At 46.4% G+C, this 26,034-nt stretch carries 18 protein-coding genes and 1 tRNA gene; 10 read left to right on the forward strand and 9 right to left on the reverse strand.

Going from position 1 to position 26,034, the window contains the following annotated elements:
- The first annotated feature begins 14 nt into the window (after positions 1-14).
- Both AC4BAP_RS10005 and AC4BAP_RS10010 read left to right on the forward strand, forming a co-directional pair.
- Positions 15-824, forward strand: a complete 810-nt coding sequence (locus tag AC4BAP_RS10005; protein ID WP_490582502.1) for a helix-turn-helix domain-containing protein — start codon at positions 15-17, stop codon at positions 822-824.
- Between the two features lie 81 nt (positions 825-905).
- Complete coding sequence (locus AC4BAP_RS10010) at positions 906-2,384, forward strand: serine hydrolase domain-containing protein (protein ID WP_490582503.1); 1,479 nt, start codon at positions 906-908, stop codon at positions 2,382-2,384.
- A gap of 134 nt (positions 2,385-2,518) precedes the next feature.
- Here the strand turns inward: AC4BAP_RS10010 and AC4BAP_RS10015 are convergent, their stop codons facing one another.
- On the reverse strand, positions 2,519-2,998 hold the full coding sequence (locus AC4BAP_RS10015) for a hypothetical protein (RefSeq protein ID WP_490582504.1): 480 nt from the start codon (positions 2,996-2,998) through the stop codon (positions 2,519-2,521).
- A 263-nt stretch (positions 2,999-3,261) separates the two neighbouring features.
- On the opposite strand from AC4BAP_RS10015, the gene AC4BAP_RS10020 reads away from it, so the two are divergent.
- Complete coding sequence (locus AC4BAP_RS10020; RefSeq protein WP_490582505.1) at positions 3,262-4,164, forward strand: alpha/beta fold hydrolase; 903 nt, start codon at positions 3,262-3,264, stop codon at positions 4,162-4,164.
- Between the two features lie 104 nt (positions 4,165-4,268).
- Positions 4,269-5,231 carry a DUF3179 domain-containing protein gene (locus tag AC4BAP_RS10025; protein ID WP_490582506.1) on the forward strand — a complete coding sequence of 321 codons (963 nt, stop codon included), beginning with the start codon at positions 4,269-4,271 and terminating at the stop codon, positions 5,229-5,231.
- Positions 5,232-5,275: 44 nt separating this feature from the next.
- On the opposite strand, the gene AC4BAP_RS10030 is transcribed toward AC4BAP_RS10025, so the two are convergent.
- Positions 5,276-5,602, reverse strand: a complete 327-nt coding sequence (locus AC4BAP_RS10030; protein WP_490582507.1) for a 4a-hydroxytetrahydrobiopterin dehydratase — start codon at positions 5,600-5,602, stop codon at positions 5,276-5,278.
- A 408-nt stretch (positions 5,603-6,010) separates the two neighbouring features.
- On the opposite strand from AC4BAP_RS10030, the gene AC4BAP_RS10035 reads away from it, so the two are divergent.
- The 5 genes from AC4BAP_RS10035 to AC4BAP_RS10055 all read left to right on the forward strand — a co-directional run bounded on the left by AC4BAP_RS10035 (position 6,011) and on the right by AC4BAP_RS10055 (position 14,675).
- Entirely contained in the window at positions 6,011-7,399 is a 1,389-nt protein-coding gene (locus tag AC4BAP_RS10035; protein ID WP_490582508.1) for an NAD(P)/FAD-dependent oxidoreductase, read from the forward strand.
- 4 nt (positions 7,400-7,403) lie between these two features.
- Positions 7,404-8,948 carry a 4Fe-4S binding protein gene (locus AC4BAP_RS10040; RefSeq protein ID WP_490582509.1) on the forward strand — a complete coding sequence of 515 codons (1,545 nt, stop codon included), beginning with the start codon at positions 7,404-7,406 and terminating at the stop codon, positions 8,946-8,948.
- Positions 8,949-9,414: 466 nt separating this feature from the next.
- Positions 9,415-11,670 carry a catalase/peroxidase HPI gene (gene katG, locus AC4BAP_RS10045; protein ID WP_490582510.1) on the forward strand — a complete coding sequence of 752 codons (2,256 nt, stop codon included), beginning with the start codon at positions 9,415-9,417 and terminating at the stop codon, positions 11,668-11,670.
- Between the two features lie 511 nt (positions 11,671-12,181).
- Entirely contained in the window at positions 12,182-13,192 is a 1,011-nt protein-coding gene (locus AC4BAP_RS10050; protein WP_490582511.1) for a right-handed parallel beta-helix repeat-containing protein, read from the forward strand.
- A 7-nt stretch (positions 13,193-13,199) separates the two neighbouring features.
- Positions 13,200-14,675 carry a T9SS type A sorting domain-containing protein gene (locus AC4BAP_RS10055; RefSeq protein ID WP_490582512.1) on the forward strand — a complete coding sequence of 492 codons (1,476 nt, stop codon included), beginning with the start codon at positions 13,200-13,202 and terminating at the stop codon, positions 14,673-14,675.
- 721 nt (positions 14,676-15,396) lie between these two features.
- Here AC4BAP_RS10055 and AC4BAP_RS10060 read toward each other — a convergent pair.
- The 6 genes from AC4BAP_RS10060 to AC4BAP_RS10085 all read right to left on the reverse strand — a co-directional run bounded on the left by AC4BAP_RS10060 (position 15,397) and on the right by AC4BAP_RS10085 (position 24,257).
- On the reverse strand, positions 15,397-18,765 hold the full coding sequence (locus tag AC4BAP_RS10060) for a type I restriction endonuclease subunit R (RefSeq protein ID WP_490582513.1): 3,369 nt from the start codon (positions 18,763-18,765) through the stop codon (positions 15,397-15,399).
- The gene (locus tag AC4BAP_RS10065) at positions 18,746-19,945 is read right to left on the reverse strand and encodes a restriction endonuclease subunit S (RefSeq protein WP_490582514.1); all 1,200 of its coding nucleotides are present in this window, start codon (positions 19,943-19,945) and stop codon (positions 18,746-18,748) included. Before AC4BAP_RS10065 ends, AC4BAP_RS10060 begins: the two co-directional genes overlap by 20 nt.
- A gap of 61 nt (positions 19,946-20,006) precedes the next feature.
- Entirely contained in the window at positions 20,007-20,900 is an 894-nt protein-coding gene (locus AC4BAP_RS10070; RefSeq protein WP_490582515.1) for a TIR domain-containing protein, read from the reverse strand.
- Entirely contained in the window at positions 20,897-21,547 is a 651-nt protein-coding gene (locus AC4BAP_RS10075; protein WP_490582516.1) for an SEC-C domain-containing protein, read from the reverse strand. The genes AC4BAP_RS10070 and AC4BAP_RS10075 overlap by 4 nt, the downstream gene beginning before the upstream one ends.
- Positions 21,537-22,496 carry a CBASS cGAMP synthase gene (locus tag AC4BAP_RS10080; RefSeq protein ID WP_490582517.1) on the reverse strand — a complete coding sequence of 320 codons (960 nt, stop codon included), beginning with the start codon at positions 22,494-22,496 and terminating at the stop codon, positions 21,537-21,539. Before AC4BAP_RS10080 ends, AC4BAP_RS10075 begins: the two co-directional genes overlap by 11 nt.
- A gap of 123 nt (positions 22,497-22,619) precedes the next feature.
- Entirely contained in the window at positions 22,620-24,257 is a 1,638-nt protein-coding gene (locus AC4BAP_RS10085; protein WP_490582518.1) for a type I restriction-modification system subunit M, read from the reverse strand.
- A 430-nt stretch (positions 24,258-24,687) separates the two neighbouring features.
- On the opposite strand from AC4BAP_RS10085, the gene AC4BAP_RS10090 reads away from it, so the two are divergent.
- The gene (locus AC4BAP_RS10090; protein ID WP_490582519.1) at positions 24,688-25,233 is read left to right on the forward strand and encodes a transposase; all 546 of its coding nucleotides are present in this window, start codon (positions 24,688-24,690) and stop codon (positions 25,231-25,233) included.
- Between the two features lie 619 nt (positions 25,234-25,852).
- On the opposite strand, the gene AC4BAP_RS10095 is transcribed toward AC4BAP_RS10090, so the two are convergent.
- Positions 25,853-25,927: transfer RNA gene (locus tag AC4BAP_RS10095), tRNA-Glu, on the reverse strand.
- Positions 25,928-26,034: the final 107 nt, after the last annotated feature.

The following is a 26,034-nucleotide window of genomic DNA, read 5'->3' on the forward strand; positions in this document are numbered from 1 at the left end:
ATCCAGAAGAGTTAATGCTGCAGTATAGAGAGCACAAAGTTGAAGGGTTTCTTGCTGAACACATCAAAAAGCTGTGGGTACTCGATAACAGTGCCGGCAACCTGCCTGAGAACGGGAAAGCCGTATTGCCGAATGGCTGCTTTAACCTGGCGATCGTCGACGGTAACGGGGCCAGGATCGAGACCTGTGTCGCACGCTTTGATCTGGTGAATGGCGCCTACTTTTGTGGTCAGATGACAAAAGCAGTGCAGGTAAATGTAAAGCCACACACTAAGATCACCATCATTCAACTGTTGCCCTGGGTGCCTTCTCTAATAACAGACACCGACCTGAGTTCCCTGAAAGATCGTATCGTATCGCTACCGGATGTTGCCGACCAAGTAAGGACTCTAAGAAGAAAGGGAACCTACACAGATGAACAGGCGCTGATCAGCAAACTTCAGGAAAAGGCTCTTTTAATGTTGCAGGGCGCTGACGAGAAAGCAACTCTGAAAGACATCTTCAGCTTTATACTTACTTCCGAAGCCAGCATCACTGTAAAGGACCTGGCATTGCAGGCTGGAATCTCGGAAAGGCTGCTGCAGAAAAGATTTAAGCAGGCAACAGGGTTAAGCCCGAAAGAATACCTTAAGATTATTAAGTTGCGGGCTACCGTTGACATGCTGGCCTACCCGGACAAGGAGCCTCAAACCGGTACCACAGTTGCGCACAACAGCGACTATTACGACCAGGCGCATTTTATAAATGTTTTCCGAAACATCACCAGCACCACACCCAAAAAGTTCTGCCCCTCAGATTATTACCTCACATTAAAAGAGGATTGACCGTGTTCGGGTTTTTACAATTTATTTGATCCGGGGGCTTATACTTTTGTGTTTTTAATTCTAAAAAGTAAAGGCATACTTATGAATACCAGTTGCAGATCGGTTCTCTTTTTCATCGCCATATTCTTTTCCTCAGGCATTTTACAGGCGCAAAGTATAAATGGCAATACGCTGTACCAAACCCTTAAAACCAACGACAGCCTGATGTTTGAAGTGGGCTTTAATACATGCGACATTTCTCAATTTGAAAAATTACTCAGCAATGATTTTGAGTTTTACCATGATATTTCCGGTACGATCACGTCGAAGCGGAATTTTGTGGAAGATCTCAGGAACGGGCTTTGTAAACTGGATTACAGGCCGCGCAGAGAGCTTGTAAAAGGCTCTTTGGAAGTATACCCACTCAAAAAGAATGGCGAATTATATGGGGCTATACAATCGGGGAAGCACCGGTTTTTTGCTAAAGAAGAAGGTAAGCCGGAATACTTTACAAGTATAGCCAGGTTTACGCATGTTTGGTTGCTGGAAAACGGAGAATGGAAATTCGCACGTGGTCTGAGTTACGACCACCAAACAAAAGATGAGACTGCTGCTGCGATGGGTATACCTGATGCGGAGATGGTGAGATGGCTGCAGGAGAACAATGTGCCAGCGCTGGGTTTGGGCATCATCAGGGATGGTGTACTAAAGCAGGTGAAAGTATACGGTGAACTAGAAAAGGGCAAGCCGGCTCCTTACAATACCATCTTTAATGTGGCATCGCTTGCAAAGCCTGTCACGGCGATGGTGGCGCTAAAACTGGCTAGCCAGGGCCAATGGAAACTGGATGAGCCACTGTCCAAATACTGGACTGACCCGGATGTAAAAAAAGACTCCAGGTCTAAAAAGCTAACCACAAGGCATGTGCTAAGCCAGCAGTCAGGATTTCCGAACTGGCGCAGCGGAAAGCTGACCTTTGAGTTTGAGCCTGGCACCCGCTACCAGTATTCCGGTGAGGGAATGGAGTACTTGCAAAAAACCCTGGAGAAGAAGTTTAACACGACCTTAGGCAAGCTTGCTGATACTCTTGTTTTTAAACCCCTTGACATGAGGGACACCCGCTATACTTGGGATAACAGTGTGGATGAAAACCGCTTTGCCAGGTGGCATGATACCAAAGGCAAAGTATACCCAACCACCAAAAACACCAAAGCGACTGCCGCAGACGACCTGCTGACCACTGTAGAGGACTACGGCAGGTTTGTAGTAGCGGCCATGAACGGTACCGGGCTGTCTGATGAGATTTTCGGGGAGATGACAGGGCACCAGGTGCAGACCAAAAAGCAAAAGTATTTCGGGCTTGGCTGGGAGCTATACGACTTTGGGGCTGGTGACTACGCCTTGTCGCATGGTGGTGCGGATAAAGGGGTGCAGGCACAGGTGTTTGCTATACCAAATTCCGGGCGTGGCATGATAATCTTTACCAATGTAGAAGATGGGTATAAATTGTATGAGCGCCTGATAAAAACTTACCTCGGCGAGGAAGGCAATGAGATCATTAAGATTGAGATGGGAAAGTAGGCAGCTTTTTACCTAGGGAGTTTCAGATGAATACAGTGGCTTACATGAGTGCTTTTGTAAGCTTTAAATATGTTTGCCTTACCTCAGCACGGTATTATTAACTAAATTGTGGGGTAAGGCAAACTTTATGTTACTTAAACAGAAGTCGTAGTATGGGTATGGGTAAAATGCGTTTGCAAGGCTTTATATGCCCATGCAGCGCCTATACCAAAACTGACGTGGGCAAATGCCGATACCCAGTTTCTGGCCATGGCAAACCATGGGAAGATTCCAGTCATTACATAGAAGTTGACAAAGTATATCAACAGCCCGATGACGGCACCTACCAACAAGGCTTTTCCGAAGGTCATTCTGTTAATGATTGCTGCAATAATAGCCGCATAAATCACAGATAAAATCAGGTGCAGTATCAGTGCAACCATCACAACGCCAAAATCAAATGTAGCAGGTGGTGGCAACACATCTTTACCCAAAACTATGGCCCCGATCATACGTGGCGGTGCCCAGGCTGCACCACCCAAAAACAGCGGCACCATTACCATTTCTAATACCAGGAATATAAGTCCGGCGATAATACCGGCCCAAATTGCAGCTTTCCAATTTATTGTTCCCATAGTTTTACATGTTTCGTGATACATCAATTTAACCCTTACTGTCCGATTAGGAAAGTATAATTGCTGAAGTAATCAATGTTATGTTTTGATTATTAATTAGTTATAGTGTAATAACTGCAAAGATGTTTTAAGAAAACACAATTTTCTAGAGTGGGAATCTGGTAAAGTACACATCTGTATAATACAGCACACCCTAAAGAGATACTTTACACTTTTACAAAGTAGGTCCGTATGAAAATTTATTACAAGACATTCAATCAATTATGGGAAGTAACCGAACAGTAGAGCAAATAATAGAACAGCATAAGGATGCGGGTAGATTTATAGATGTAGATGGGATAAGGACATTTGTACTGGACCGAGGTGAAGGGGAAGTAGTTTTCTGTATACATGGTGTACCAACATCATCTTACCTGTACCGAAAGGTTATTCCTGGTTTAGTCTCAAGAGGCTTACGTGGAGTTGCTATCGATCTGCCGGGACTCGGGTTTTCAGACAGGCCGGAAGATTTTGAATACACATTTCACAATTTTGCCCGTTTCTGTGCCCGAACCATAGAACTGCTGGGTATAAAAAAATATCACTTGCTAGTGCATGATATTGGCGGCCCCATAGGCTTTGCTTTAGCGGCAGAGAATGAAGATAAGGTACGCTCGCTAACAATCCTGAACACATGGATAGAGGTTGATAAGTTTAAGAAGCCACTGCCAATGCGTCCCTTTGAGATGCCATTGCTTGGTGAGGCGGAGCTTAAAATAATTACCCATACATCATGGTACCTTCTCTTCTCGCAATTGGGTGTTAATAACATAGAAGCTTTACCAAAAGAAGAGGTATATGCCTACGTTGACTTGCTAAAGCGCGATGACGGCGGAAAAGCGTTTCTAAAGATCATGCGACACTTCCAGAAATCTGAAGAGTTTAGACGACTTTGTTACGAAGCTGTGCAGCAGGTGCCTTACCCTATACAAGCGATATGGGGCGCAGATGATCCGGCTCTGGATTACGATCATTTTGGTAAAGAGATAGAGCAGGCTGCAAACTTAACAGGTATGTATAAGCTCAGCGCCAAACACTTTCTGCAGGAGGAAAAACCCGATGAGATTGCAACCTTAGTTGCGCAACTTGCAAGTGCTGCCGCAAAACATCCTTTCTTAAGAATGTAGCCATATTATAGACGATCTTATATTTTCATGCTGCTTATGCGGTTTGAAACAGCTAGGCGAGAGCAGTATATGTTGATCAGTCATAAACTTAATGGAGAGAGTCAATGATGAGGCAGTTATTTTTAGTTATGGTGGTTTTGGTGCTGGTGGGTTGTAATACACAAAGTAATAGTATAAAGCAGACCCTACAAGAGGTGCGGGTAATGAATGGGTTTGAGATAAAATCACCCACTGTGCCCATAAAGGAAATCTATGAAGGCACACCAAACCGTGATAACATTCCGTCTATTTCAGACCCTAAATTTGTAACTTCCTCAGAGGCGGACTTTATGCGTCCGGAAGATCCTATAATTGGACTAAACCTCAACAATGATGTAAGGGCATACCCGATAAAGATACTTACCTGGCACGAGATCGTGAACGATGAAGTAGGAGGGAAGCCGATCGTGGTCAGTTATTGTCCGCTATGCCACAGTGCTTATGTATTTTCAAGAGAGATAAAAGGCAAGGTTTATACTTTTGGGGTAAGCGGGTTGCTTTACAACAGCAACGTGATCATGTACGACCATCAAACAGAGTCATTGTGGTCGCAGGTAAAGGCGGAAGCCATAAGTGGAGCTCTGAAAGGTACTGAAATGCCACAGGTGGTGGCCACAGCCACTACATGGCAAGGTTGGCTTGCGCAATACCCCGAAACAAAAGTGCTTTCCACTAAAACAGGCCACCGCCGCGACTACAATAGAAGCCCCTACGGCGATTATGCCTTCAGCAGAGAGCTTATGTTTCCGGTTCAGGTTACCAGCGACAGGTATCAACCGAAAACACTTGTGGCAGGCATCGAAATAAATGGTAATTTTAAAGCATACCCGTTTCCAGAGCTCAAAAAAGCGAACCGCGAGACCATTAATGATACATTTGAAGGGGAAGAACTAACGATTAGGTTTGATAAGAAAGGGGAGAGTGTGCGGGTCACAAATGCCAAAGGGGAAGAGCTAGTAGTTAACCAACTGTATTGGTTTGCCTGGTATGCCTTTCACCCGGAAACAGCCGTATACGAGGATAAGTAGATTTAGCTTTTTTAAGAAGATATCTGAATTTATACTTTAGCACCTCATTTCAGATCATCTATCTTAGCTGCCAGTATAAAATCATTCTCCGACAAGCCATTGATAGCGTGTGTCCAGAGCTCGATAATGACTTTGCCGTAAGAAATGTGCAGGTCAGGGTGGTGTTGCTCTGCCTCTGCTATGGCAGCAACTTTATTAGCAAAGGCCATAGCGGTTTTAAAGTCCGGGAAAGTGATCTCTCTCCGGATCTTCTTTTCATCCAACACCTCCCACCAATCCTGTATCTGATGCGAGAATCCTTCAATTTCCTTGCCCTGCAGTTTAGGAATTCCGCCTTCGCAGGGTACACACTTTTTATCTGATAGCGCCATTTGCAAAAGGTATATTTAACTCAAGTTGCGATTAACCCATCTCTAAAGAGCTGTGCTTGCTAGCTCAAAACACTCGTTTTGGCTAGTCTTCAAGAAGGGAATTTCATGCACGAGCAAAATTCCCCTTCATAGAGGGGTTAGGGGTGGGTTAATCGCAACTTGAATTCATTTTTATTCAGGCTGCTTGTTTAATGCCTTGATCATCATACTTTGTTTCCGGAATAATGGTTAGAGATTGATATTCTCGTTTAATAAAGCCACAGGCAGTAAACTACTGTAGTGAAGCATAGTATGACTGCGTATAGTTAATCACGGTGGTGCAGTGTGGCGCTTTATTTCCTGCTGGTTTGGGTTGGCTTTGCAAATAGAGCTTGCTGTTTTTTAAAATTAGCAGTATAATAAGCCTGGATGGAAAACAATAAGCATACGGCAGAATACTGCAACCGCTCCAAAGGGCGCAGGGTAGTGGTCATTGGCAATGGCATATCGGGTATAACCTGTGCCCGCCACCTGCGCAAGCGCGACAGTTCTGCCCGTATCACGATCATCTCCGGAGAATCCGAGCATTTCTTTTCCCGCACAGCCCTGATGTACATTTACATGGGGCACATGACCTATGGCCACACCAAACCCTACGAGGACTGGTTCTGGGAGAAAAACCGTTTGGAGCTGGTGCACGACTGGGTGCAAAGTATAAATTTTGAGCAGAAGCAATTGCAGCTGGCAAAAGGCAATCCGGTTTCATATGATATCCTGGTACTGGCATTGGGGTCTAAATCGAATATGTTTGGCTGGGAGGGGCAGGACCTGCAAGGGGTGCAGGGACTCTACAGTTTGCAGGACGTGGAGCAGATGGAGCTAAACACCAAAGAATGCCGGCAAGCTGTTGTAGTAGGAGGAGGCCTTATCGGGATAGAAATGGCCGAGATGCTGCGCAGCCGCCGCATACCCGTTTCGTTTCTGGTGCGCGAAAATGAGTTCTGGGGCAAGGTACTTCCCCACGAAGAAGCGCAACTGGTAGGTCGTCACATCCGCGAGCACCACATCGACCTGCGTCTGGATACTGAACTGGACAAAATACTGGATGATGGCAATGGCTCGGTGAGGGCCATACTTACTAAATCCGGTGAAGAGATTCCCTGCCAGTTTGTGGGTATTGCCGTAGGTGTGAGCCCAAACATCGACCTGGTGCGTGACACAGATCTAGAGACAAACAAAGGCATACTTGTAGATGAATATTTCGCCACCAACATACCCAACGTATTTGCCATCGGCGACTGTGTAGAGTACCGCACGCCGCCACCATACAGAAGGCCGGTAGAGCAGGTATGGTATACAGGCCGCATGCACGGCGAAACGCTGGCACACAACCTTAGCCACGAGCCTGTAAAGTATAACCCGGGTCCTTGGTTCAACTCAGCCAAGTTCCTGGATATCGAGTATCAAACCTACGGGCAGGTACCTGGCAACATCGAAGCGCCTCTTACCACTTTTTACTGGGAGCACCCCGAGGGCCGAAAATGCTTACGCCTGGTTTTTGACAAAGAAACACGACAGCTGCGGGGAGTAAACACCTTAGGCATACGGTTGCGACATAACTTTTTTCACGATGCCCTGCTGGCTAAAAGCTCCGTGGAGGACGTGATGGAGAAACTGCACCTGGCTGATTTTGAGCCTGAGTTTTACGAACGACACTATGCCGACATGCTGGCAAAGTATAACCGTGATCTTGGTACCAACCTGCAGCCACAAAATAAGAAAAAGAAGAAAGGCCTGCTTTCGATTTTAGGGCTATAAAACGATGAAACTGCTACAAAACATAGGCTTGGGTTTATTCTTTGCCGCACTTATACTCTTTAATGTGTTGCTTTTTTGGGGCAAGTTTGAGCTTACGGAGCAAAAACTGCGCAGCGCAACCAGTGAGCAGCATTACGCCATTCTGAGGCAAGAGCTCCAGCCCATGCTGGGCAAGTCCTATGGCAGCATTTTTAGTTTTGCCCGGGCCTTTAACGGTTACCTGGATGAGTATAACCAACGGCAGCAGTTAAACGAGCAATGGGACCGCGTGATCTGGGACGATTATACTTTTGCCGTTGCCAGGGCAGCTAGCGAGGGATTTGTGAATAACAACAAGCTGCTTCTGCTACTGCTTACCATCGGGTTAGGCTCCATCGGTGCCCTGCTGTACATACTTCCAAAGTATAGAAACCAGCCTCCCGGCATTAAGCACGATGGTGTTATGTTCTCGTCAAACAAGGCCAGGGGCGTGGTGGGGATCACGGTTGGCGTTTACCTGATAGGCATTTATGTGCTCTTATACTGGTTTCCGGAATACATCGTAAACTGGGCCTTACTAACCGATCCGCTTAGCAGGCTGCTTTCCGGTGAACCTGCCAGCCAGTGGTTCCTGTATGGCACCATTTATACCTTAGCCATACTTGTGATGGGAGTCCGGATGTTTCGTAAGTACAGGGGCAATAATTACCAAATGCTGCGTACCGCCTCTGTCATGTTTTTCCAGCTGAGCTTTGCTTTTATTATACCTGAGATTCTGGTACTGCTAAACAAACCCTGGCACGACTTCAAAAACATCTGGCCCCTGGATTATACTTTCTTTTATGAGTACCGTGTAGAGAGCATGCTAAGCAGCGGAAGTATAGGCTTGTTCATGCTGGTATGGGGTATACTTCTGATCTTGATTGGAGTGCCGCTTTTCACCTACTTTTATGGAAAGCGCTGGTACTGTAGTTGGGTGTGTGGCTGCGGCGGCCTTGCCGAAACTGCCGGAGATTCTTACCGTCAGCTGTCAGACAAATCTTTGAAGGCCTGGCGCATTGAACGCTGGATGGTGCACGGGGTACTGGTGTTTGCCGTTGTGATGACGGCTGTAACCATAGCCAATTATTTTTCGGGCTTTGCGCTGCTGGGGCAGTGGACAAATACATTGCACGAATGGTATGGCTTTGCCATAGGCGCTGCTTTTGCCGGTGTGGTAGGGGTAGGCTTTTACCCATTTATGGGTAATCGTGTATGGTGCCGTTTCGGCTGCCCGCTGGCGGCTTACATTGGCATTGTGCAGCGTTTCAAATCCAGGTTTCGCATTACCACCAACGGCGGGCAGTGTATATCCTGTGGCAATTGCTCTACCTACTGCGAAATGGGAATCGATGTGCGTTGGTATGCGCAGCGTGGTCAGAATATCGTGCGGGCTTCCTGCGTAGGCTGCGGGGTATGTGCCGCAGTTTGCCCGAGAGGTGTCCTGCGCCTGGAAAACGGCCCCGAGCAAGGCCGTATCAACGACATTCCCATACTTACCGGAAACGAGTCGGTAAAAATGTTAAGCTAAGTTTACCGGTAAGTATAAATCCTTGATCCTGTGTGTCCTTTTTCAGGTATTTTTATACTTAATTATAGCTTTCCCGTACTCCCTCTTTAAAGCTTGTTTTATCTGAGTCGGCTTATTAGAACAGGCACAGCTAAGGTATTTAAGTGTATTTGCTGCCAGCGTAGTTGGCCTTTGGTTTACATGATCTGCTCGTGTGTTTACTTTTGCTAAGGCTGAAGCATGGCTTTGCTTTGAACAGCCCAGATCTTTTTCAAAAAATATTAGCTGCATGCTGCTTTGAGATAGGGTAATAAATCAGCCAAATTTATATGATATGCAGCATTATAGAGTATGTCTATTTGCTGATAAGTAATATCGAATGGTTGCAAGTGGCCTAACAGTTTGTAAATAAGTATATTTGATCATTGTAAGGTGCTATCACCGCTCTACTTCTGTAATCAAAATAAAAATTTATACAACCTACACTATGGAACACAAAAAAGACAGACATGTAGCCCCCAATACTCCCGTATGGGATACCAATGAGTCCAGGAGATGCCCTTTCCTGGGCGGCGCCATGAAGTTCACGGCCGGCAGTGGAAGGTCTAACCGCGATTGGTGGCCTGAAATGCTGAACTTGAGGATCCTGCATCAACATTCATCCAAGTCAAACCCGATGGGGGATGATTTTAACTATGCGGAGGAGTTCAAGAGCCTTGATCTGGCGGCTGTGAAGCAGGATATATTTAACCTGATGACTGAGTCTCAGGATTGGTGGCCAGCAGATTATGGGCACTATGGTCCGTTTTTCATACGTATGGCCTGGCACAGTGCAGGTACCTACCGCATTATGGATGGTAGAGGAGGGGCAAGCTCCGGCTCACAGCGTTTTGCGCCGCTAAACAGCTGGCCCGACAATGCCAACCTCGACAAGGCGCGTTTGCTGCTGTGGCCTGTTAAGCAGAAGTATGGCAGAAAGATATCATGGGCCGACCTGATGATACTGGCCGGTAACTGCGCACTGGAGTCCATGGGCTTTAAGACCTTTGGCTTTGGCGGCGGCAGGGAAGATGTTTGGGAGCCAGAAGAAGACATTTACTGGGGCTCAGAAGGCGAATGGCTGGGCAACAAGGAACGCCATGAAGGTGGTGTACTGGAGAGTCCGCTGGCAGCCTCGCACATGGGCCTTATCTATGTAAACCCAGAGGGGCCAAACGGAAACCCGGACCCGATCGCGGCAGCGCAGGACATACGGGAAACTTTTGGTCGTATGGCCATGGACGATTACGAAACTGTTGCCCTGATAGCGGGTGGCCATACGTTTGGTAAAACGCACGGTGCCGGCGACCCACGTGAGTACGTTGGCGTAGAGCCAGCCGGTGCCGACATCGCAGAGATGGGAATGGGTTGGAGAAACACCCTGGGCAAAGGACACTCGGAGCACACCATTACCAGTGGTCTGGAAGGTGCCTGGACCACCACACCTACCCAATGGAGCAATAACTTCTTCGAGAACCTGTTTGGTTTCGATTGGGAACTGACTAAGAGTCCTGCCGGTGCTCACCAATGGAAGCCTATCGGCGATGCTGGTGCCGGTACTGTTCCGGATGCACACGACCCGGAGAAAAAGCATGCACCATTCATGCTCACCACGGACCTGGCCCTGAAAATGGACCCGTCTTATGGTAAGATCTCTAAACACTTCCTGGAGAACCCGGATGAGTTTGCAGATGCCTTTGCCAGAGCCTGGTTTAAGCTTACGCACCGCGACATGGGACCGAAATCACGCTATCTGGGTTCTGAGGTGCCTGAAGAAGATCTGCTGTGGCAAGACCCGATTCCTGCAGTGGAGCATGAACTGATCAATGAAAATGACATCAGTAATCTGAAGGATAAAATATTAAACTCGGGCCTTTCTGTTTCGCAGCTTGTAACAACAGCCTGGGCATCTGCCTCTACGTTCCGTAATTCCGATAAGAGGGGAGGAGCCAACGGTGCGCGCATCCGACTGGCACCGCAGCGTTACTGGGAAGTAAACAACCCTGTGGAACTGGAAAAGGTGCTGAAGGTATACGATGGCATTCAACAGGATTTCAACAAGGCGCAGTCGGGCAACAAGCAGGCTTCTATAGCCGACCTGATCGTATTGGGTGGTACTGTCGGAATTGAGAAGGCCGCCAAAGACGCCGGACATGATATATCGGTGCCATTTACGCCGGGCCGTACCGACGCCACACAGGAGCAGACGGACGTGGAGCTGTTCTCGATCCTGGAGCCAAACGCAGACGGTTTCCGAAATTACTATGGCAACCACGACCACATTAAGTCATCGGCGGAAGAGATGCTGATAGACCGTGCCCAGCTTATGAACCTGAGCGCTCCGGAGATGACCGTGCTGGTTGGGGGCATGCGTGTGCTGAACACCAATTTTGACCATTCCGACCTTGGCGTGTTTACCCAAAATCCTGAAAAACTTACCAACGATTTCTTCGTGAACCTGCTGGACATGGGCACTACCTGGCGAGCCAGCGCTAAAGGTCAGCGTGAGTTTGAAGGCCTGGACCGCAAAACCGGAGATGTAAAATGGAAAGGCAGCCGCGTAGACCTGATTTTCGGGTCAAACTCAGAGCTGCGCGCCATAGCCGAAGTGTATGCCACTTCCGACGGGCAGGAACGCTTTGTTAAAGACTTCGTGAAAGCCTGGACTAAAGTAATGAACGCGGATCGCTATGATCTGAGATAAATATCATCTTCTCAAAGTATAAAAACAGGACACCTGGTTTTCCGGGTGTCCTGTTTTGTTTTGGTGGGTATTGCTTAGACCTCAGCGGATTTTAGAAATGAACTTTTATTTTGTTTAGATCAACTGATATGTAAGTACTCCATCAGTTCAGAAGTCTAAAATTTTAAGTGCCATAACTAAAAAAATAGGCTTATTGGCTTAAATAGTATTATAAATTATTGTTAAAACACAACCATTGAGATGGTGTGGTGTAAATTATATAGTAGATGTTTAAACATTGTAAATGGTGTCCGTCTACATATTCTTTGAAATAAAACCTATCTTAAGTATTACTCACCCTAAATATAGATCACCCTTAATTTACTGTTTGGTCTCTGGTTAGTCATGGTTTAATAATGAAATGACTATACTGAAAGTACTATTTCTCCTGCGCTGTGTAGGAGCTGGAAATGTATTGCCAGATACATACTATTTAAGACAGACTTTTTTAAAAACTTAAATACAACACGCTATGAAACGACTATTACTATTTGTCTGCTTACTAATTGCGGGTAATTCGTTCGCAAAAATTATCAGGGTTAATAATCAAGAACCTACAAACCCACAGCAAAGTACCTATGCCAGTTTACAAGATGCCTATGATAACGCGCAGGCAGGGGATACGCTTTATATCGAGGGGTCGACTTTAAGCTATGGGAGTTTGGAGATTTCGAAAAGAGTTACCTTAATCGGGCCAGGTTACTTTCTAACGGAAAATAATGAAACACAGGTAAATGCACAGCCAGCCACCTTACGATCAATAACTTTCGAACCAGGATCAGAAGGAGCCAAACTTCTTGGCTTATCAATTAATTTTAGTCAAACAAATAATGTTTCTTTGGAAACTGACAATATAGAGATTTCTAAATGCTATTTCGGACCATCAACAATGTTGTATTATTATCAGGGGGAGATAGAAAACATTAGTGTTCACGGAAACTATTTTGCTTCCAAACCTATTAGATGGCATCCAAACGTTACTCCATTACGCAATTTATATTTTGCTAATAATATTGTATTAGGCGAGTTTGCTTTACAAGATAACACAACCGGTACCTTAATCAATAATGTTTTTGTCAACAGTACCTTCAATGTAGGCCCTAATTCTGTGCTGAGTATTCATAACAACATCCTTCTAGGCACCAATACATCAGAAGTAGTACTACCAGCCCCACAGTCAAGTATAACTCATAACATTGCAGCGCTTAGCCAGTTTGGTACCGACAACAACAACCAGGCAAATGTGGCGCCTACGGATATCTTTGTGGGTGGCGAGTCGCCTGATGGTAAGTACCAGATAAAGGAAAATGGACCAGCTGATAATACCGGAAGAAACGGTGTAGACATTGGTGCTTTTGGCGGGCCTGCACCATACCGTCTTTCCGGCATTCCGGACATCCCGCATATTTACGAGCTCACTACAGATGGCTTTGCCACCGACGGAAATGAGCTGAAAGTTGAAATTAAAGTTACCGCTAACTAATATGGCTATGAAAGGATTATTTATTACACTCGTTATAAGTGTCCTTTGCCATTGTATCGCCTTAGCGCAGCCCAACATAGTTAGTGGTGAGTACTTTATTGATCAATATGTTGATTTTGGCAAAGGACAGCAGCTGCAGCTAACGCCGCAGCAAAACCTGACTCTTAATACTACCATAGATGTATCAGGACTTGAGCCTGGTATACACAACCTATACCTGCGTTTTAAAAACAGTGAGGGACACTGGTCGCAGGCTAGCTCTGCTGTGTTCTACAAACCTATAGTGCAACAAGATGCAGATGTAATTGGCTATGAATATTTCTTCGACCAGTACGTAGATTTTGGCAAAGGGAATTTTCTGGCTTTGAAAGAAGGAGAGCAGGTTTACACCATCTCCACAGAAGGACTTGAACCCGGGCTTCATATTCTTAATGTGCGGGCCAGATCTTCTGAAAGCAAATGGTCTCATGTAAGTCAGTCTGTATTTTATGTGCCAGAAGATGATGAGATCGTGAATATCGTCAGGCTGGAGTATTTCTTTAAAGATGCTTCCGGAAATACAACGCAGACTTATGCTTTCAACGGTTTTACTCCGGCACCCACTGTAGAACTATCCGGAAACGACTTTAAGGCAAACACATCTGGCCTTACTGACGGACAGGCTTATACTTTGTATGTGCGGGCATTCGCCGATAATGGCAGATCAAGTATGGCCAGTACTACCACCTTTACCTTAAAAGCTGTTACAGCCATAAACATAGTTGCTATTGAAACAACCGACGTAGGTTGCGATGAAGAGGCGACCGGTAAAATTGTGGTTGACGCATCAGGTGGTGAGGGCACGCTTCAGTATAGCCTGGATGGTGTAAACTACTCGGACTCGGACACATTTGAAGGTCTGGAGCCCGGTGACTATATGGTGTATATAAAAGGCAGCGAAGAAGGCTATGTAGAGACAAGAGAAGTGGAAGTTTCTGCCAAAGAAATGCCCGATAAACCTTCGATTGACTCCCGTGAAGAGAAAACCGGCCTGATCTTGTTTGTTGCCAACCCGGATGGTAGTGTGCAATGGTACAAGGACGGCCAAATGATAGAGGGAGCCACTTCCAGCGAGATCGAGGTAAAAGGCGACGGGTCCTACCATGTTGTTGTGACAAGCACTGATGGCTGCACAGTTCGTTCAGAGGCTTTCAGCGTTACAGCAGCGGATGACGATTTGCTTGCCAAAGGAATAATGGTATATCCTAATCCAGCCTCAGGTAAACTCAATATCGACGTGCCGGATAACTTGAGGGCAAAAGGAGTTTCAACAATTTACTTGTATGACCTGAAGGGAGCCTTAGTGGCAAAGTATAACCTAGGTACAAACCTGCAGGAAACTGTAAGTATAAAATTACCCGCAACAAAGGACGGTATGTACCTGCTTATGTTAAAAGGAGAGGGCTTCCTTTACCAGAAGAAAGTTATACTCAAGGGTAAATGATATTTATTACTTCAGGCAGACACAAAAAAGTATGAAATTCATTTGACAAATAAACTGAAGCACAGAAGTTGTTCCTGTTCAGGTACGATTTGAAATAGGAGGCCGCTTCAATAATAACTGAAGCGGCTTTCCTTTATTACTAAAAATTAGATCATAGTACCCCCTCAGCCAGATTTACCCATACTTTTCATGTGTCTATAAATAAGGTCTTAAAGTCAGGCCCGTCTGTTGCCAGGTTGCTAACCAGTGCCTTAAATATAAGGTTTAAGCACTTTCTGATTTTCAATCCGTGAGCAGATTAGTATCAGGATTTGCAATCCGCTTTCATACTTTAAAGCTTGCTGTAACGATACCAGTCATCGTCGGATTTCAAATTCTAATAATTTATACTTGGTATTGCAAATCCCTATGAGTGGTTGATTAGAAATCCGAAAGTGATTGTGGGTAAAGCCCCTTGGAAGATTTTAATAAACTGCTTGTGTATGATTCGGACAGGTCGCGACCCAATGCCGTCAACTTAAGGCAAAAGCTTTTTCGGACTTCCTTTTGCTCTTCGGGATTTGCAATCCCGAAGTACATACTACCAGGATTTGTAATCCGACTTACCATCCGTTTCTTTCTAGCAACTTAAAATAGTCAAAGCGGATTGCAAATCCGATAGAGCTTATGTTCATCGACAGGCCATTGGACGGGCAGGTCGCGACCTGTCCCTACGAAGCTGTTACGCCACACTCATCCCATACTCCTTGTACCTCGCCTCGGCCTGTTCCATCACTTCATCCAGAATCTCCTGCAGCTCGGCTTTTACTTTAAAGCGCAGGACCTTTTTAACGGCTAGTTGCAGCTGTGCTTTGGTGTCGTCTTTTTTGTACCAGTCGGGTTGCTGAGCGCTTTTCTTTACCTCGGCCAGAATCTTCTGCACCAGTTCTTTGATCAGGTCGAAGTCCTGCACGGCGTTGGGGTGCTTGGCGACTATCTCATAGAAGGCTTCTTCCTCATCGGTAAGGCCCAGCTGGTTGCGGCGCTGGTCTTCTTCCTGCATGTGCCGGGCAACCTCGCGTAGCTTTTCCATGGCCACCAGGCTGTCGAAAAAGTGGTTGTGGTAGTCGGCAATGATCTTCTCTACCTCTTCCTTCAGCTTTCTGTACTTCACCAGGTTTTTGGCGGAACGCACTTTTATCTCGTCGTTCATGATCTGGCGAAGCAGCTCCAGCTTCAGTTCGTTGCCGGTCTTCTGCTCCTTTGCAGTAGCCAGGAAATCGTCGTTGATGATGGAGATGTCGAAGCGCTCGATGCCAGCCATCTGGAACACATCCACCACGTCATCGCTTTCTATACTTCTATGGATGAGGTCTTTTACCTGTGTGGCTGCTTTTTTAACGTTGCGGTCCGGGTTTTTGGCTTTGCGCAGGGCCGCACCTACGTGCTGCAGGTAGATAATGTCTGCAGCGAGCAGATTTATACTTTCGTGGCTCTTGATGATAGGGGCCAGACTGCTGAGTTTCTTCTCGTTCAGCAGGAAGGCTTTGCTTAGTTCGTCGTCTTTTACCAGGTGGTTGATGGCGTGCTGTACCAATTTGAGCCTTTCTGTTTTAGGTAAAGATGAGAAGTATGGGATAGCCTGATGTAGAGACGCAATATTTTGCGTCTCAATCGTTCCCGAATGTACATTCTCGGATGGTGCAGCACTACAGTTGCCGGACAGATCGTTATGTCTGTTTGCTCGCTTCGTGGTAAAGGTTCCAGCGTCTTCGGCGGCTAATGAAGACGCAAAATATTGCGTCTCTACGTTATCAGAACTGGCGCAAGTGTTCAGCGCAGCGTCACTTGTGTCTTGTAATGCTGGCAAGTCTTCAGACTTGCTTGAACCGTTCTCTGGCTTTCGCAAGTCTGAAGACTTGCCCCATGATTCAGTACAAGTGACGCTATGCTGAACACTTGCACCAGAAGTAGTAGTTGCAACTTCAACCGGACCACCCGGCAGCATTTCCTTCAGCGTAGCAATCGTCTCCTTCGCCAGCTCAAACGCCTCTTCGATATCAAAAGCAACCTTGCCTTCACCACCTGCCGAGGTATACTTCTTCGTAGCATCTCTTAACCTGTCGCCAATGCCGATATAATCCACGATCAGGCCGCTGGGCTTGTCGCGGAAGACGGTGGCGACGCGGTTGACGGCTTGTATCAGGTTGTGGCCGCTCATTACTTTGTCTAAATACAGCGTGTGCATGGCGGGGTTGTCGAACCCAGTCAGCCACATGTCGCGCACGATCACGAGTTTTAGCGGATCGTCGGGGTCTTTGAAGCGGCTTTTGATGGCCTCCATCTGCTCTTTGGTGCGCACGTGCGGGTTCCAGGCGATGGGGTCTTTGGCGATGTTGGTGGTCATGATCACGGCTACTTCGGGGCAGCCTTCCAACGCGGTGAGGGCATCGTAGAGCTTCACGCAATTGCGACGGCTCATGCACACGATCATGGCCTTGCCGCTCAGGCTGGCGTTGCGGTTGGTATAGTGCTGCAGCATGTCTTTGGCGATGGCCTCAACGCGCGCGGCAGATCCGGCTGCGTCTTCCATAGCAGCCCAAAGAATGCGGTTCTTCTCGTTCTCTTCCAGACCGCCGGTTATCTCTTCCGCTTCTTCTTCGAGCTGCTCATTGCCCAGGTGAAGCTTGGCCAGGCGCGGCTCGTAGTAGATCGGCACAACGGCTTTGTCTTCGGTGGCCTGGCGGATGTCGTAGGTGTGGATGATTTCCCCGAACACGGCTACTGTGTCGGCGTCTTTGCTGTCGACGGGCGTGCCGGTGAAGCCGATGAAACTAGCCTGTGGCAGGGCGCGGCGCAGGTTGTTGGCAAAGCCCTGGATAAGGCCGTACTGGGTGCGGTGGCACTCGTCGGCAATCACGATGATGTTGTCGCGGGTGCTCAGCACGGGGTGCTCCAGCTCGCGGCCGTTGGCGTTATCCTTCAGATTGAACTTCTGCACGGTGCTGAACACCACGCCGCCGCCTTCGCCGCTCAAGAGGGCGCGGAGTTCGTCGGTGGTGTTGGCTATACTTACATCGCCCACCAGGTCTTTGGCGGCCACGAAATCGTCGAAGAGCTGGCGGTTGAGGTCGAAGCGGTCTACCTGCACCACAATGGTCGGGTTCTTGAGCTCGGGCAGCTGGCGCAGGATGCCGGTATAAATAGCCATGGTAATGCTTTTGCCGGAGCGGGTGGTGTGCCATACCACGCCAATGCGGCCGTCGCCGTTGGGCTTCACCGACTTCATGGTTTGCTGCAGGGCGTACTGTATGCCGAAGAACTGGTGGTATTTGGCGCCTTTTTTTACCAGCTGGCCCTTGTCGAGCTCGTGGAAGATGTAGTGGCGCACGTATTGCAACAGGCGCCCGGGCACGAGCAGGCCTTTGATGAGCGTTTCCAGGGCAAAGCCGTTGTTTACTACTTCGCGGCCGTCTATGCTTTTCCAGGCGGCGAACCACTCCAGGCCGCTGCTGTACATGCCGTGCAGGGTGGTCTGGCCATCGCTGACGATGGTGAGGGCGTTGTACTCGAAGAGCTGCGGAATCTGGTAGGTATAGTGCTGCACCTGGTTGTAGGCGGCTTCTACGGTGGCGTCTTGGCTGAAGAGGTTCTTGAACTCGAAGAGCACCAGCGGCAAGCCATTCACGAAAATGATCAGGTCGGGGATGCGCTTGCTTTTGCCGATGATCGTGAACTGGTTGACCACCCGGAACTCGTTTTGGTGCACATCTTCGTAGGCGATGGGGTAGAAGTGGCCGAAGTGCTGCTTGCCGGTGTCGTCTTTCCAGGTTTTGCTGATGCCTTTGCTGAGCTTGAGGTGGAAGGCGTGGTTGCGCTGGTGCAGATCGGTGCCGCTGTTAAACAGGAACTCCTGCTTCAGCTCGGCCAGCACCTTACCTGGCACCTGCGGGTAGCGGCGCTGCAGAAAGGCCCCGAACACATCTTCGAGTACGGCCTTGCTCAGGTCGCGCTTTATCTCGGAGCCGTGTTGGTAGGTATAGGGCTCCTGCCCGCGCAGCCAGTCAATGGCCGCTGCCTCTATGTCGCTCTCAGCTAAGTACTGGCTCATGCAGCTCTTCCGGTTTCGTTTGCATTACATCAATTTCTCCCGACATGAGTTTGGGAAGAAGGGAATCTCTTGTTTTTGTTAAAGTGGCAACCTCCAGAAGATTTTGGTGCTTCTTCTGTAGAAGTGGTCGTAGTTTGGTTTCAAACTCAGCTACTGCTTCTTTAGTTGGAATTATACTTCCTATTTCTAAAATTTCACTTGGTTTTACCCTTTGATGACTACCACTTGTACCAGTTGCTTTACCAACTAAATCGTTCTTTACTTCTTCGCTGCTTAGAAGGAGGTAAGCAAAGCTGTACCACTCTGGAGCCTTAGGTATAAATACTAAAAGTTCAGTTGAACATATTGCTCTTGATTCATCAACTTCTTCGATATTCCATACCCTCGGAAACCGCGGATTGAGTTTTGAGAACAAAATTGAGTTTGACTTAACTATAAATTTGCTACTAAGTATAGTATGGCCGAGCTCTTCATTGGGTCTTTGCGTACTATCGTATGCAGGTATGCTATAGTGTAAGTATACTTTATCAGGCTCTTTCGATGGATTAACTGAGTTCTTTGATTGAAGAATAACATCACCTAATTTCCCAATTTTCCAACCCTCCGGCAGATTCTCTTCATCAATTCCATCCAAGAAATACTGCCGGAAGAGCGTTTGCGCCATTTGCTCCAGCGTTTGGTTCATGCGGCGGTTCAGCTCTATTTTGTCATCCAGCGCAGATAAGATTTCGGCTATGCGGTGTTGGGTTGGGAGGTCGGGAAAACTAAACTCTTTACCCTTTAACACATTCCAGTCAGCTCTAGGCATACGCGTACCGCTACTGCCTTGCATAGTCAAATCAATAAACTCTTGGCTTGCCAAGAAGTAAAACAAGAAGCCTTGATCGAAATTATTCTTTGCACGGACTACCCAAATATCTGTTGAGCATACGCCATCAAATTGCGGTCTGTATACTTTCCTAAAGTATGGACGCAGTTTTCCAAACAGTATATCACCAGCATTAAACTTATACTTACCGCTTGTAACGTCTGATGATTTACCAATTCCACCAAGTCTTAAGCTTTGCTGCTCAATATGCTCTAAGCCAATGTAGTGCAGTTCATCTTCAGCAGAAGGTTTATAACCATCTTTAACGATTTGTGCTACCTCTGATAATTTATGGGGCACCCAACTGGTCATTATTGTATATGTATAATAAGTATTAATGATTAACTTCTATAGATAAAAATGTAAAGAAAAATCAAGTGTATACAACTTGTACTCTCGAATTACATGCGTCACATTGTTCAGCAAGAATTTCAATTGTACCCTTAAAGTTTCTCAATTCATGCTTTATCCACTCCTGCTTATCTTGGTCGAAACCAATCTCGCTGGATGGGCTAATTAAATTCATTAATTTATTTAGGGTAGAAAGAGTTGTAGGTATATCCCAAAAGGAGTTCTCATCATTTTCATAATGATAAACTATAGGTCTTTTGCCATCGCCATAGAGGCTTATTTCTTTGCTCTTATTTTTAAACTTATAAGAATTAGTAGTAGTCTCTATGTCATTTATATTTTCAGGAATTACTACTTTTAGAGAAAAGTCTGTTCCATCTCCTAATTTCTTTTTCGCTAATTTTTGAACAAAACTTTCGAAGTATCCTAAAGCTAAAGCAGCTGACGGTACAGGTCTTATGTTATAACTATTTCTTGTTTTGACAATTGCTTCAGTTATTTTAGAAATAGCATCGTTCAAGCTTCCATCTTTGTCTCTATCAAAATAAGGAACAGTAACGCCATTATAGTCAGTTGGGAGTTTATTATGTTCTTCAACTAATAAGAATGCTCTTGTAAGTCCAAGACTACCAAGAAACATTCCCATCTCAAGCATTATGTTATCTCTTGGCACGGAGTATTCAACCTTTCTTATCTTAGCTACATCATCTTTTGTAGCAACTAGTACTCCATAATCGAATTTTCTAGCTGCGATCATTAATGAATCTAAAGTACCTTTATTAAGTGAAAAGATCCCTCCGTCATTCCATTTTTCAACAGTCAGGAAATCTCCGACCTCAGCTTCCAATCTTAATTTAAGCTTCTCTGCTACATCATTACCTTCTGAAGAAGAGCCAATAAATAATTTTCTTTTCATTTTATAATTGCACTAAAATCTTTTAAAACTTGCCTTTCACCGAGAACTCTAAGTACATCAAATATTAACATGTGACATTTTTTATACTTTACATTACTTCCGCAGAAACAAGGCTTATTCCTTGCATTTTTAAACTTCTCATTTTTGAAAGTGTACCTAAAATAAGTTATCCATAATGCTTTGTCATCTGTCTTTAGAAGATCAGTATAAAATTCCTCAAGACCAGGTAATCCATGACTGTATTCTCCATTTTTGTATTTGCCTGTAGCTTTGCGGTAAATATAATTTGCTAAAAATGCTATTACATGTTTATTGATAAATACAAGAACAGAAATACCGTATTTGCACTTAAATTTTTCGTCGGGTTCAACAGTAATACAACAGCTACCATTGCTATACTTATGCCAGTCAGGGTTATTCGGTATGGAACCACCAACCTCATATAGAATTGGAAACCTAAAAGGGAACCCCTTAGCAAAATGAACTTCAATTAAGAAGCTATCTACAACTTCTTTAGAATCATTTCGAACATCAAGTATTCCCTTTAGGTACTTTTTTCCGTTTTTATCTTTTATAGTTAAATTAGGATAATGCTGTAGTACTTCTTGCAGCTGTTCCTCGAACAGCTTTTGCCTATTAATTTCCAAAGTAAGGTCTAGCACTTCCTATAGTTGAACTTAAAAGAGCAGCATTGGTAGACTTTTCTTCTGTGTCTTCACCGTCTGGAAAGCGATCTCCTAAATGCTTTTGCCACAGCTTACTTGCTTTTAACTGGTTCTTCTCCTCATCAACGGCTTTTTTTGCATCCCTTATAAAATCGGCCAGGTTGTTTAGGAAATTGTTTTTGCGAGTCGTGTCATAATCCGCAAACAGGTCATCATTGGGCGTAGTTGGCATTTCACATTTAAACTGACCTGCCGGCTTTAGTTCATTCTCAATTTCAATTAAAGTATATTTTAGAGCAACATCATCTCTATTATTTTTTTGTAAATGGTTCATTGCAAGAACTGTCATTGCTAAACCACTTGGCATTTTATGTCTTTTATGATCGCACCAAGCCTTCAAGTACCTTGTTAATCTAACTAGTTGTCCTTCCGAATCCTTCTGGCTATCAAGTTCATCTTTAAACTCTTTCGGGTCATCAATTTGCCAATCAGAATCCTTTACGGCTAAATTTGGATGATCATCTTTGTCTTTATCAAACAAAAAAACCGGCAGGTCAATATTATATCCTGCTTTAAAGTCAACAGTTATACACTTTTTCCTATGAGAAGGCGTAGAATCAGTTATGTCTTCAACAGATTCCTTTACCCATCTCTGAAGCGTGGTTCCTGATACATTATCTGGGTTGCTTTTAAAATATACTCCATCATCCATATCACAAGTATCATCTTTTGTTCTGATTGTTGTACCAGTAATGTAAGATCCTTGTGTATAAAATCTTGGTTTATATTTAGGATGGTTTTCTTCGAAGTGGTCACGTATAGTGTCTCTGATGTTTTTACGTGATCTCTTCATCTGATCATCCTTAGTGTCTGTAATCTGCAAGCAACCCTTGCCGTTAAATTTTTTAAACAAATTGTCGCAATTGGCCATAGTTGAAATTGGTTAAATGATATATATACCAAATATAATCATTTAAAAACAAATGTTTATGGGTGTTGCTAAAAAAATTAACTTTGTGCAAATAAAATTAGCAATGGTGTTTGTTGGTACTCTTTATAACCCAAACCCAATCCCCTCCAGATTCTCCCGAATCCGCTTCTCCAGCAGGGCGCTTTCATCAAACTGAGCGGCCAGTTCGGTGGTCAGCAGCTTCATCTTCTCTTCAAACGGCACGCCATCATCTTCTTCGGCTTCGGAGCCCACGTAGCGGCCAGGCGAGAGCACGTAGTTGTTGGCGGCCACCTCGGGTAGGGTAGCGGCCTTGCAAAAGCCTTCCACATCGGTATAGCTGCCGCCGATGTTGCGCCAGGTATGGTAGGTGTCGGCAATGCGGGCCACATCGGCATCTTCGAACACGCGCAGGCGGCGGCTGGCCATGGTGCCCAATTTGCGGGCATCTATAAAGAGGATCTCGTTTTTGCGCTCGCGGTGCTCGCCGTCACGACCGTCTCGGTTCTTGCTTAGTATAAAGATACAGGCCGGTATGCCGGTGGTCAGGAACAGCTTGTCGGGCATCTGCACAATGCAGTCTACCATGCCTTGCTGTATCATGTGCTCGCGCACGTTCTTTTCGCCGGCGCTTCCGGTGGTCATGGCGCCGTTGGCCATCACCACGCCGGCAGTGCCACGCTCCGAGAGGTGGTGCCACAGCGTCTGGAACCACATGTAATTGGCGTTGCCGGGAGTGGTAAAGGTGTCTTTAGCCCCGAAGAGGCGCGGGTCCTTGTCGGGTAGCAGCTCTGGGTGCCAGTTCGAGATGTTGAACGGCGGGTTCATGAGGGCGTAGTCGGCCTTCAGATCGGGGAAGCGGTCCTGCAGCAGCGAGTCGCCCAGCTTCACGTCGAAGGAGAGGTTGCGCAGCAGCAGGTTCATTTTGCAGAGGCGCAGCGTGCCCTCGTAGCGCTCCTGCCCGTAAATGGAGATGTCGTTTTTGTCGCCGCCGTGCGCCTGCAGAAACTTCAGGCTTTGCACAAACATACCACCCGAACCGCAGGCCAGGTCCATGATGCGGCCCTTGAGCGGCTCGAGCATTTCCACGAGCAAACGCACCACCGAGCCCGGCGTAAAGAACTGCCCCGCACCGGAGCCTTCGGCCATGGCAAACTTGCCGATGTAATACTCATACACGCGGCCGTAGATGTCGGACTCGGGGTTGTTGATCTCGGAGAACTTCTCTTTGGAGAACAGGTTGATGAGCCCGGCCACCTGCGTAGGGGAGAGCTGGCTTTTGACGAAGATCGGCTCCAGCACGCCTTTGTAGTCGGGGTTGCGCTTGCTCAGGATCTCGTCGATCAGCACAAAGGCCTGGTCCACCTTCACCTTGATGTCGTCCTGCTCGGCGTTTTCGCGCAGGTAGGCCCAGGTTGCCTCACGGGGTAGGCAGAACACGTTCTTTACCTGGTACTCCAGCTCGTCTTCCAGCACCAGTGCCAGTTGCTGTTGCTGTTCTTCCTCGGGCAAAGACGCAAAATATTGCGTCTCTACGGGGTCTTCAAATAAGGATTGCTGCAGCTCCTGCTTGCGCAGTTCGTAACGCTCGGAAAGGTGCTTCAGGAACAGCAGCGAGAGCACATAGTCTTTGTACTGGTTCTCAGCCACGGCGCCGCGCAGTTCGTTGGCGGCATTCCAGAGTTCGTTTTCAAAATCTATATCCGCCTTAGGTGCGGTGGTAGGGGTATTCTTTTTGGCCATGTAATAGATCGGTATTAAAAGAAGTACAAGTTACAGAAAAGTATAGAAAATATATAGATGGAATATAATATTTCGCTTCGTAGGGACAGGTCGCGACCTGTCCGCGCAACGGCCTGTCGATGAAATTCGAAGAAAGGATAGCTATAAGCCTCAGCTATCGAATATTCTGGTATATTTTTTTCTGTAAATCATGATTCAGACAATTTATTTTGTGTGTTTCTTGGATCAGCCGTTGCTGCAGACAGGTTAGAACGATTGCCATTTGGTCTGTTGAGATTGTTTCATGGGTCAGCCGTTGCTGCGGACAGGTCTTTGTTGCGGACAGGTCGTTGCTGCGGACAGGTCGCGACCTGTCCCTACGAGGTACGTCCACCTGTGCTGTTTCATTGAAGGGCCTGTCCCTGCGAAGAGAATATTCGTATACTTTTTCATGGCTTTACCGAATCGAAAACGGAACAGGATGTTGGGGTATGATTACAGCAGGGAGGGGCTTTACTTTGTTACCTTATGTGTAGAGGACAAGGCTTGTGTGTTTGGGAAGATTGTGGAGGAAGTTATGGTGCTGAATGATTTTGGAAAGATCGCAGAAACACAATGGCGTTGGTTGGCCGAGCAATATCCGTACATTATTTTACACGTTTTCGTGGTGATGCCGAACCACGTACATGCCATAATTGAAATTGATCAGGCCTTCGTAGGGACAGGTCGCGACCTGTCCGAGCAACGGCTTTTCGATGTAACAGCAACCCATACGTTTCCATCGCGCAAAACAAAATCACTTTCGCAACTGATTGGGGCTTTTAAAACCACCACTTCCAAATTAATCCGACTTGCAGGTTTACCTAATTTTGCCTGGCAGCGGTCCTTTCACGACCATATCATCCGCCACGAAAGAGCGTTTCGCCACATAGAAAATTATATCCATAATAACCCCGCCCTCTGGCAGCAGGATGTATTTTACGACCCCCTCTCGTAGGGACAGGTCGCGACCTGTCCGAATCGTTCCCCGACCTGTCCGCATTGTTCCCCGACCTGTCCGAATCGTGCACAAACCTATCCGAATCGTGTACGGGTTAAATTGCCTGAAATAAGATTTGTGGGATCTCATGATGGCAAGATGTTCGGTAGCAGAGGCTTGTCGGTGCTTATACTTTTTGTTTCATGGGTCAGGCCTTCATAGGGGCAGGTGTAAACCCAATGCCGTCAATTTAAGGTTTTGTAAAGCTGATTCGGACATTCTTGTCCGCGTTGCGGAATACGGGGATAAGGATATCCCCTGGAAGTTTTACTTTCGGACAAAGAAGTCCGAAAGAGCGATTCCCTTAAGTTAACAGCATTTGGGTCGCAAGCTGTCCGAATAACAGCCTGTCGATGTAATTTAAAGAATGATAACCGTCAAGCCACTGCTATCGAACATCCTGTACATCATAAATTTAAATCTTGAAAATCCTGATTCAGACAAATTGCTCTGTGTATGTTTCAGGGGGCAGCCGTTGCTGCGGACAGGCCTTTGCTGCGGACAGGTCGCGACCTGTCCCTACGAAGTAAGGGGACATAAATGAAAAAAGCCGCTCTAGTTTCCTAAAGCGGCTTTCTGGTAGCCCGTAGGGGAATCGAACCCCTGTTACCAGAATGAAAATCTGGCGTCCTAACCCCTAGACGAACGGGCCGTTCTGTCTGATTGTGGTGCAAATATAGCGGGTGATTTTATATTGGCAAATAGCGAAGTATAAAATTTATACTTCAGAGACAAAAAGCTCAGGGAATCAGGAAGATA

It is taken from the genome of Pontibacter sp. GD7, assembly GCF_058216375.1.

Coding starts and splice junctions, on each gene's coding strand:
- AC4BAP_RS10005 (WP_490582502.1), top strand. CDS start 15: ATGCTGCAGTATAGAGAGCACAAAGTTGAAGGGTTTCTTGCTGAACAC.
- AC4BAP_RS10010 (WP_490582503.1), top strand. CDS start 906: ATGAATACCAGTTGCAGATCGGTTCTCTTTTTCATCGCCATATTCTTT.
- AC4BAP_RS10015 (WP_490582504.1), bottom strand. CDS start 2,998: ATGGGAACAATAAATTGGAAAGCTGCAATTTGGGCCGGTATTATCGCC.
- AC4BAP_RS10020 (WP_490582505.1), top strand. CDS start 3,262: ATGGGAAGTAACCGAACAGTAGAGCAAATAATAGAACAGCATAAGGAT.
- AC4BAP_RS10025 (WP_490582506.1), top strand. CDS start 4,269: ATGATGAGGCAGTTATTTTTAGTTATGGTGGTTTTGGTGCTGGTGGGT.
- AC4BAP_RS10030 (WP_490582507.1), bottom strand. CDS start 5,602: ATGGCGCTATCAGATAAAAAGTGTGTACCCTGCGAAGGCGGAATTCCT.
- AC4BAP_RS10035 (WP_490582508.1), top strand. CDS start 6,011: ATGGAAAACAATAAGCATACGGCAGAATACTGCAACCGCTCCAAAGGG.
- AC4BAP_RS10040 (WP_490582509.1), top strand. CDS start 7,404: ATGAAACTGCTACAAAACATAGGCTTGGGTTTATTCTTTGCCGCACTT.
- katG (WP_490582510.1), top strand. CDS start 9,415: ATGGAACACAAAAAAGACAGACATGTAGCCCCCAATACTCCCGTATGG.
- AC4BAP_RS10050 (WP_490582511.1), top strand. CDS start 12,182: ATGAAACGACTATTACTATTTGTCTGCTTACTAATTGCGGGTAATTCG.
- AC4BAP_RS10055 (WP_490582512.1), top strand. CDS start 13,200: ATGAAAGGATTATTTATTACACTCGTTATAAGTGTCCTTTGCCATTGT.
- AC4BAP_RS10060 (WP_490582513.1), bottom strand. CDS start 18,765: ATGAGCCAGTACTTAGCTGAGAGCGACATAGAGGCAGCGGCCATTGAC.
- AC4BAP_RS10065 (WP_490582514.1), bottom strand. CDS start 19,945: ATGACCAGTTGGGTGCCCCATAAATTATCAGAGGTAGCACAAATCGTT.
- AC4BAP_RS10070 (WP_490582515.1), bottom strand. CDS start 20,900: ATGAAAAGAAAATTATTTATTGGCTCTTCTTCAGAAGGTAATGATGTA.
- AC4BAP_RS10080 (WP_490582517.1), bottom strand. CDS start 22,496: ATGGCCAATTGCGACAATTTGTTTAAAAAATTTAACGGCAAGGGTTGC.
- AC4BAP_RS10085 (WP_490582518.1), bottom strand. CDS start 24,257: ATGGCCAAAAAGAATACCCCTACCACCGCACCTAAGGCGGATATAGAT.
- AC4BAP_RS10090 (WP_490582519.1), top strand. CDS start 24,688: ATGGCTTTACCGAATCGAAAACGGAACAGGATGTTGGGGTATGATTAC.